General features: G+C 37.2%; 5 protein-coding genes. All 5 read left to right on the forward strand.

Going from position 1 to position 7,595, the window contains the following annotated elements:
* Positions 1–1,998: ATP-dependent helicase (locus KAS42_03770; protein ID MCK4905343.1), on the forward strand; the 1,998-nt coding region annotated here is incomplete at its 5' end.
* Positions 1,983–3,107 (forward strand): site-2 protease family protein, encoded by a 1,125-nt coding sequence (locus KAS42_03775; GenBank protein ID MCK4905344.1) that lies wholly within the window; start codon positions 1,983–1,985, stop codon positions 3,105–3,107. The genes KAS42_03770 and KAS42_03775, both read left to right, overlap by 16 nt.
* A gap of 274 nt (positions 3,108–3,381) precedes the next feature.
* Entirely contained in the window at positions 3,382–4,656 is a 1,275-nt protein-coding gene (locus KAS42_03780; protein ID MCK4905345.1) for a 3-deoxy-D-manno-octulosonic acid transferase, read from the forward strand.
* 12 nt (positions 4,657–4,668) lie between these two features.
* Complete coding sequence (locus KAS42_03785; protein MCK4905346.1) at positions 4,669–5,700, forward strand: N-acetyl-gamma-glutamyl-phosphate reductase; 1,032 nt, start codon at positions 4,669–4,671, stop codon at positions 5,698–5,700.
* Positions 5,701–5,780: 80 nt separating this feature from the next.
* Positions 5,781–7,595: tetratricopeptide repeat protein (locus KAS42_03790; protein MCK4905347.1), on the forward strand; the 1,815-nt coding region annotated here is incomplete at its 3' end.

Raw genomic sequence — 7,595 nt, forward strand, 5'->3', positions numbered from 1 at the left:
TATTGTTTCTTGTATCTTGGTTATTATTATATTATGTCCGAATATATCCTTAAATCCCCCAAAGGGGTTACGCCAAGCGGAGAGTATCTCAAAGACCTAAACCCGCAACAGCTCCAAGCAGTTACCGCCGAAGATGGTCCATGCATGGTAATTGCGGGCGCAGGTAGCGGAAAAACAAGGGTCGTTACTTCCAGAGTCGCCTATCTTATGGAAAAAGGTATCCCCGCAGAAAATATTCTTCTTGTCACCTTTACGCAAAAAGCCTCAAAAGAAATGTTACAACGCGCTTCAGGCTTAATCAGTAACGATATTTCCAAATTATGGGGAGGGACTTTCCACCATATAAGCAATTTAATTTTGAGAAAACACGCTCCCAAAATAGGATTCAAATCCGATTATACAATTTTGGATAACGCAGATTCTCAAGACCTCATAAATATATGTAAACAGGAAGCAACATCCCAACAAACCGGCAAATTATTCCCCAAGGCCAGAGTACTTCAAGATATTCTGGGTCTTTCAATAAATACTCGGGAACATATAAAATTAGTAATAGACAAAAAATATCCCCATCTGGATGAACTTACTCAAGACATTCAAAGAATTTTCTCGAAATACGAGAAAAAGAAAAAAAATATAAACGCGCTTGATTTTGACGACTTACTTAATAAATTCCTTATTCTTTTGAGCGAAAACGAAAATATAAGAGAATTTTATTCTAACTCTTTTAGATATATTCTTGTAGATGAATACCAGGATACAAATCTTCTGCAATCCGAAATCCTTGATATCTTGGCTGCACGCTGGCGCAATTTGATGGTAGTTGGAGATGATTTCCAATCCATTTATTCTTTCAGGGGAGCAAGATACGATAACATCCTCGAATTTCCCAAAAAATATACCGATGCAAAAGTGTTCACGATAGATATAAATTATCGTTCTACACCGCATATTTTAAATTTCGCAAATTGTGTAATTTCATCCGCCCGTCACAAATTTAAAAAAGGACTTATCCCACAAAGAAAAGAAGGGGTAAATCCAATCGTAGTCTCTACCATAGATGTTTACCAGCAAGCTTCTTTCATCGCGCAGAGAATATTTGAATTATACGAAAAAGGTATACGCTTATCAGATATCGCCGTCCTTTACAGGGCACACTTTCACTCGATGGAACTTCAAATGGAACTTACAAAAAGAGGGATGCCTTTCTGGACAAGATCGGGTTTAAGATTTTTCGAACAGGCGCACGTAAAAGATATTCTTTCATACATGAGAATTATAGAAAATAAAAAAGACCAAATTCCCTGGATGCGATTACTAAAACACATACCCAAAATCGGCGAAGTAACGGCAGGTAAAATATACAATCAGATGGCCAATAGCTCACACCCGTTTGACCTAACCGCTACAAAGATAGGAATACCCAAAATCGCGGAAAACAGCTTTAACCATTTCATTAAATTACTCAAGAAACTCGACAACGAAAAAATGCACACGGAACCGTCTTCACTAATACAAACTATATTAAAAGACATTTATACCTCATATCTGGAAACAACTTACACTGATTGGAGTAGAAGGTTGGAAGACATTCAACAACTTGCGCGATTTGCAAAAACATATTCATCCTGCGCATCATTCGTGTCGGAACTAGCTTTAATGGGAGGAATAAGAGCCGAGGACATGTTCGAGTTAAAAGCCGAAGAAAAAGGCCTGATACTTTCGACGGTTCATCAATCAAAGGGTTTGGAGTGGAAAGTGGTTTTTATCATGTCGCTGGTAGAAGGATATTTCCCCTCTTATAAAGCGCAAAATGCAGAAGAAAGAGAAGAAGAAAAAAGGCTCTTTTATGTCGCTTTGACAAGAGCCAAAGACCAACTTTATCTTACCTATCCTGTCGTTTCCATGAGAAGCAATTCGCCTTGGTCTCAAAACAGTCCTTCTTCATTCTTAAGCGAAATAGACGAAGGGGCATATGAAGAATGGAGCCTGAAATAAAGCATCGCGAAAACATAAAAGATTTTGACATACAAACAGACAAGCTTTCTTTTGCAATAAATAAGCATTTTGCAAACGTTAAATTTATATTCCGAAAAGGGCAATTCTGTTTTGAATTTAGCCATCTACTTAACGATTTCGACGCCGTCAGAAAAGATTTTGAAACCGAAAATGTTTATCCTTTTTTAAGAAAAGAAAAAGAAAAAAATATTTGCATATTGGCCAAAATCCAGCAAATAAAACCCGTAAAAAATAACCTCCTTATCTTTCTTTTTTTTCTGACTTTTCTTACCACAACTATGGCGGGATACTATTTTTCTTACGGTTTGGTTGAAGCAGGATATCTGAAAAACATCTGGGTTGGAGCTTTATCTTTCTCCATAGGGCTTCTGTTAATTTTAGGAAGTCACGAATTAGGGCACAAAATCATATCAATCAAAAACAATGTTCCTGCTAATGGGCCATACTTCATCCCTGTGCCTCCGTTTATTCTTCCTCTGGGGACATTGGGAGCGATTATAAAAATCCGTTCGCCTATGCCAGATAGAAATTCACAGATTCGCCTCGGTATAGCAGGTCCTATTACGGGAATTTTCTTCAGCATAATCGTGCTTGCTATAGGTCTTAAACTTTCATTTATTGCAACCCCTGCCCTATCAGGAGAAAGCATTCAATTTGGTGAATCAATACTTTTGAGATTTTTACAGAGTATAATATTAAAAGTCCCGGAAGGTTCAAGTCTTTACCTGCATCCGCTTGCTTTTGCAGGCTGGGTAGGACTATTCATAACTTTCTTAAATTTAATTCCCGTAGGACAACTAGACGGGGGACATATAGCAAGAGCGATATTGGGAAGCAAAAATCATCAACGTTTATCTTTATTTACATGCGGACTTATGTGCGCGATAGGATTTTTAGGATTTAGAGGCTATTCTGTTTGGCCCGGATGGCTTATATGGGGACTACTCGGCTTGTTTCTTTCTCGCGGAGGCAACCCTGGCGCTATGAACGAACTATCGCCAATAGGCAAACAGGAAAAGATATTAGCTTTAATAGCACTTATTATCTTTACATTAACCTTCATGCCAAATCCGATAAAGATAGGATAAAAAAAATTTCTAATATCCCTGCCCGACAAGATTTGGCAGGCGGGCAATTACTAATTTCCAAAATGATAGAATATCGGTAGATATTTTCTGGAAATGGATATTAGACATTTCATTAGTAATTTAAGTAGAGTAGAGCAAAACATGTAGTTGCCGATTTATCGGCGCGGTTTATTGTTATTTGTAGTGGCAGAGTTTACTCTGCAAACAAAAAAAGCAAAGCAAGCTTTGCCACTACATTAGACATTTTATTAGAAATTAGGAATTTATATTAAACATGACTTACTTTCTATACAATTTATTATTATTTCTTGCCTTTCCGTTTTACATCATAAGAGTTTTATGGAAAAACGGAGGATTTAAGGAGAGATTTGGGATTTATACCCTAAACCGAACTGGTTTTGGTATAGGGCAAGCCCAGAATCAAAATAAGAAAATCATTTGGATTCATGCAGTTTCCGTAGGCGAGGTAATAGCTTCTAAACCGTTAATTTCTCTCATTAACAAGGAACTGCCTGATTATAAAGTAGCGCTCTCCACAATCACCAGAACAGGAAGAGAAATGGCGTATAAATTACAAGAAAAACCCTACTGTATATTTTATTTCCCTTTTGATTTTCCTTTCGCAATAAAAAAAGCGTTAAGAAAAATTAATCCTTCGGTCATAGTTCTCGCCGAAACCGAGCTTTGGCCTAACCTATTAAGATACTCAAAATATTTTAATATTCCCCTTGTCTTAAATAATGGAAAAATCTCTGAAACTTCTTTTACAAGATATAAAAAAATCCGCCCGCTTCTAAAACAAATTTTAAGCAATGTTTCCGCATTCTGTATGCAGACAGAAGAAGACAAAAATAAATTAATTTACTTGGGGGTCAGTCCGGAAAAAATAACCGTTACGGGAAATACAAAATTCGACTTAGCCATTGCGAATATGACAGAACAGATAAAGAATTGGGACATAACCGGCAGAACCCCCGTCATAGTAGCGGGAAGCACTCATCCAAAAGAAGAAGAAGCAATTCTTGAGTCCTTTAAGGAAATAACTCAAAAATTGCCCGAAGCAATTTTAATTTTAGTCCCAAGACATCCCGAAAGAATGCCCGAAATAGAAAATTTAATCAAAGAAAAGGGATATTCGCATATAAGAAGAACCAAGATGAATTCTTCCAAAGTAAAAGAAAAAATAATCCTTATAGATGTTATCGGGGAACTGTCAAAAATTTATTCGGTAGCAGATATTGTTTTTGTAGGCGGGAGTATTGTTCCCATTGGCGGACACAATCTTCTTGAACCGGCTTTCTTGTCCAAACCTATTATTACAGGCCCGTATACTTTCAAACAGAAAGAGATGGTGGAATTACTCAAGAAAGGCGAGGGTTTGATACAGGTGAAAAACCAGGAGCAATTAAAAAAGGAATTTATTGAATTATTATCTTCTCCTGAAAAAAGAAAAAAATTAGGCAAGAACGCATATAATACGGCAACATCCAATCAAGGCGCTACAAGAAAAAACTTTGAAGTAATTGAAAAAAATCTGCATAAGTTCTAATATATCGGCATTATGATAAAAATAGGAATAGTCGGAGCAACGGGTTATACCGGTGCGGAGCTGGTTAGAATTTTACTCAATCATTCGCAAGTAGAGATTACTTCTCTTACGGCAAAGATTGATAAGAGCCAGCCTTTTTCTGAAATCTTTCCGCATTTCAAAGGTATAATGGATATACAGTGCGAGATTTTTGAGAATGTGGAACAAGTAGCCGATAAAGTTGATTTAGTCTTTCTTGCAGTTCCTCATACTGTAGCTTTAAAACTTGTCCCTGAGTTTTTAGAAAAAGGGCTCAAAGTTATAGACCTGTCGGCTGATTACAGATTTGACAGCGCAGATATATATGAAAAATGGTATGGATTAAAACACACTCATTCTGAGTTACTAAAAGAAAAAGTATACGGTCTACCGGAACTTTACAGAGAACAAGTTAAGAAAGCAAAGCTTATTGCAAATCCAGGTTGTTATCCCACATCCGTAATACTCGGCGCTTATCCGTTGGTAAAAATGGGGCTCGTTAATGAAGTATTAGTAAATTCTTTATCGGGAGTATCCGGCGCAGGAAGAAACGCTAACCTATCTTTGATACTTCCCGAAATAGAAGGAAATTTAAAAGCGTATAAAATAGCCTCTCACAGACACCAGCCGGAAATGGCAGAACAACTTTCAAAAATTACGAGTTCAGGTATAAAAGTGACTTTTGTTCCTCATCTTGTCCCTGTAGCAAGAGGCATACTTACTACTATGTATATAAAACTTAATAAGCCAGCTGACAGAAATAAAATATGGGCAAAATATCAGGAAGCTTATAAAAACGAACCTTTCGTCCAATTACTTGGCGAAGGAGAAAATCCGCAGGTAAAATTGGTAAGGGGAACAAATAACTGTCAAATATCGGTTACTGTCAAAGACGATTTGGCAATCGTAGTTACAGCAATAGATAACCTCATCAAAGGCGCATCGGGCCAGGCAGTCCAGAACATGAATCTAATGTATGGCTGGGACGAAACAGAAGGGCTTAAAACTATTCCCGTATATCCATAACTATAACAAATGTCCTCAGTCATTACCGAAAGGACAACGTCTACTTAATAGAATAGCTTTTTAACCCATGGAGGAGAATAATGAAAGCTTTTCTTGTCAAGTTAAAATTAGTATTTCTATTTATACTTTTCAGCTCCGGCATTTCCCTCGCCTCCGAAATCTCTCCTGAAGCGGAGAAGCTATTAGACCGACTACATGCCAAAACAGCAGATATCAAATCACTAAGCTGGGAAATAGAAAGCAAACCATTATTTTATACGACTAATTGTTATTACAAACAGGGCGGCTTTTTCAGACTGCAGATGGAATATTCCCATAATGATTATCAGCTTGATTATCTTATTATCCCTGAGAAGTCCTTAAGCTATAACACGAGTATGGGTGAAATAACCGATGGCATCGGAATGTATCATTTCTCTAGTAGTTGGTTCTTGTTGCCATTACTCGATAAGAACACGCTAAAAAACTGGGGTGATGTCACTGTTAAGAAAGAATCAATTAAAAATGAGGATTATTTAGTTTTAGAAATGTCCTTTAAGGCAACTCCTCAAACAAGAAGTGGCTCAAATTGGAAGCACAGATTTTATTTTGATACTGAAGAGTTAAAACTAGAGAAAGTAGAATATAGTTATGGACACGGTTCAACTCAGATACTCAAGGTAAAAGAGTATAAAAAAATAGGAGAATACGATTTCCCTTTAAGGATAGAAGGGACTTATGGTAGTTTATCAATTACTAATATCCAAATTAATCCGGACTTAAGCGAGGATTTATTCAAACTGGAAGAAGAAAACACTTTAACTTGTTTTAGCAACTACAGCGAAGAGGAAGTAAACTCTACACTCTCTAAAAACCCAAATGACCCTAATCTGCATTATACCCTAGCTAAACTTTTTCATTACCAAAAAAGAGAACTTCCTAAGGCAATCCAAGAGTATAAAAAGGCTATTATTCTCAAACCGAATGCCAGAGCAGCATATTTCGGGTTAGCTTCCGCCTATCAGAATTCAAAGCAGTATGATAAGGCAATAGAACTATATGAAGAGTTAATTGCTAAATTCCCAGAGGATAAGCAGAACTATCTATCTTCTCTAATGTGGGCTTACCAAAGAGCAGACAGGAATGAAGACGCAATAAAAACAGCCGAAGAGTACCTAAAAGAGAAGCCGGACAAAGCCCATGTCTACAGTACAACTGCCAGTCTATACAATAACTTAAAAGACTACGATAAAGCTATCCAGATGTATAAAAAAGCTATAGAGTTGGAAGAGAATGCAGACAATCAAGCCCGGCACTTGATGCAGATAGGTCGGATATACGCTCAGCAGAAAAAATATGAGGAAGCAGAAGGAGCTTATGAAGAAGCCAAGACTACATCAAAGAGGGGCTGGGTTCAGCAAGATGCCAATCGACAGATAAGCGAACTCTACCGTAAGATGGGCAAGATAGATGAGCTCGTAAAAAAGTATGAGGCAAAACTAAAAGAAGAGCCGGAAAACATCCAGCTTCTAAAACAGTTAGCTGAGATTTATTCAGGAGATAGGCAATATGAGAAATGCATAGAACTGTATAGCAAAGCTTTAGAGATTGAACCAGACGATAGAAATATTCTGAGCCAGTTAGCTTCCGCCTATCAGAATTCAAAGCAGTATGATAAGGCAATAGAACTATATGAAGAGTTAATTGCTAAATTCCCGGAGGATAAGCAGAACTATCTATCTTCTCTAATGCATGCTTACCAGAATGCTGGCAGAAGTGAAGACGCAATAAAAACAGCCGAAGAGTACCTAAAAGAGAAGCCGGACAAAGCCCATGTCTACAGTACAACTGCCAGTCTATACAATAACTTAAAAGACTACGATAAAGCTATCCAGATGTATAAAAAAGCTATAGAG

This window comes from bacterium (assembly GCA_023135785.1).
Taxonomy (GTDB): Bacteria; CAIJMQ01; CAIJMQ01; order CAIJMQ01; family CAIJMQ01; genus CAZNJA01.

Excerpts from the sequence above, each read along its gene's own strand:
- KAS42_03775 (MCK4905344.1), top strand. The coding sequence starts at position 1,983 with ATGGAGCCTGAAATAAAGCATCGCGAAAACATAAAAGATTTTGACATA.
- KAS42_03780 (MCK4905345.1), top strand. The coding sequence starts at position 3,382 with ATGACTTACTTTCTATACAATTTATTATTATTTCTTGCCTTTCCGTTT.
- KAS42_03785 (MCK4905346.1), top strand. The coding sequence starts at position 4,669 with ATGATAAAAATAGGAATAGTCGGAGCAACGGGTTATACCGGTGCGGAG.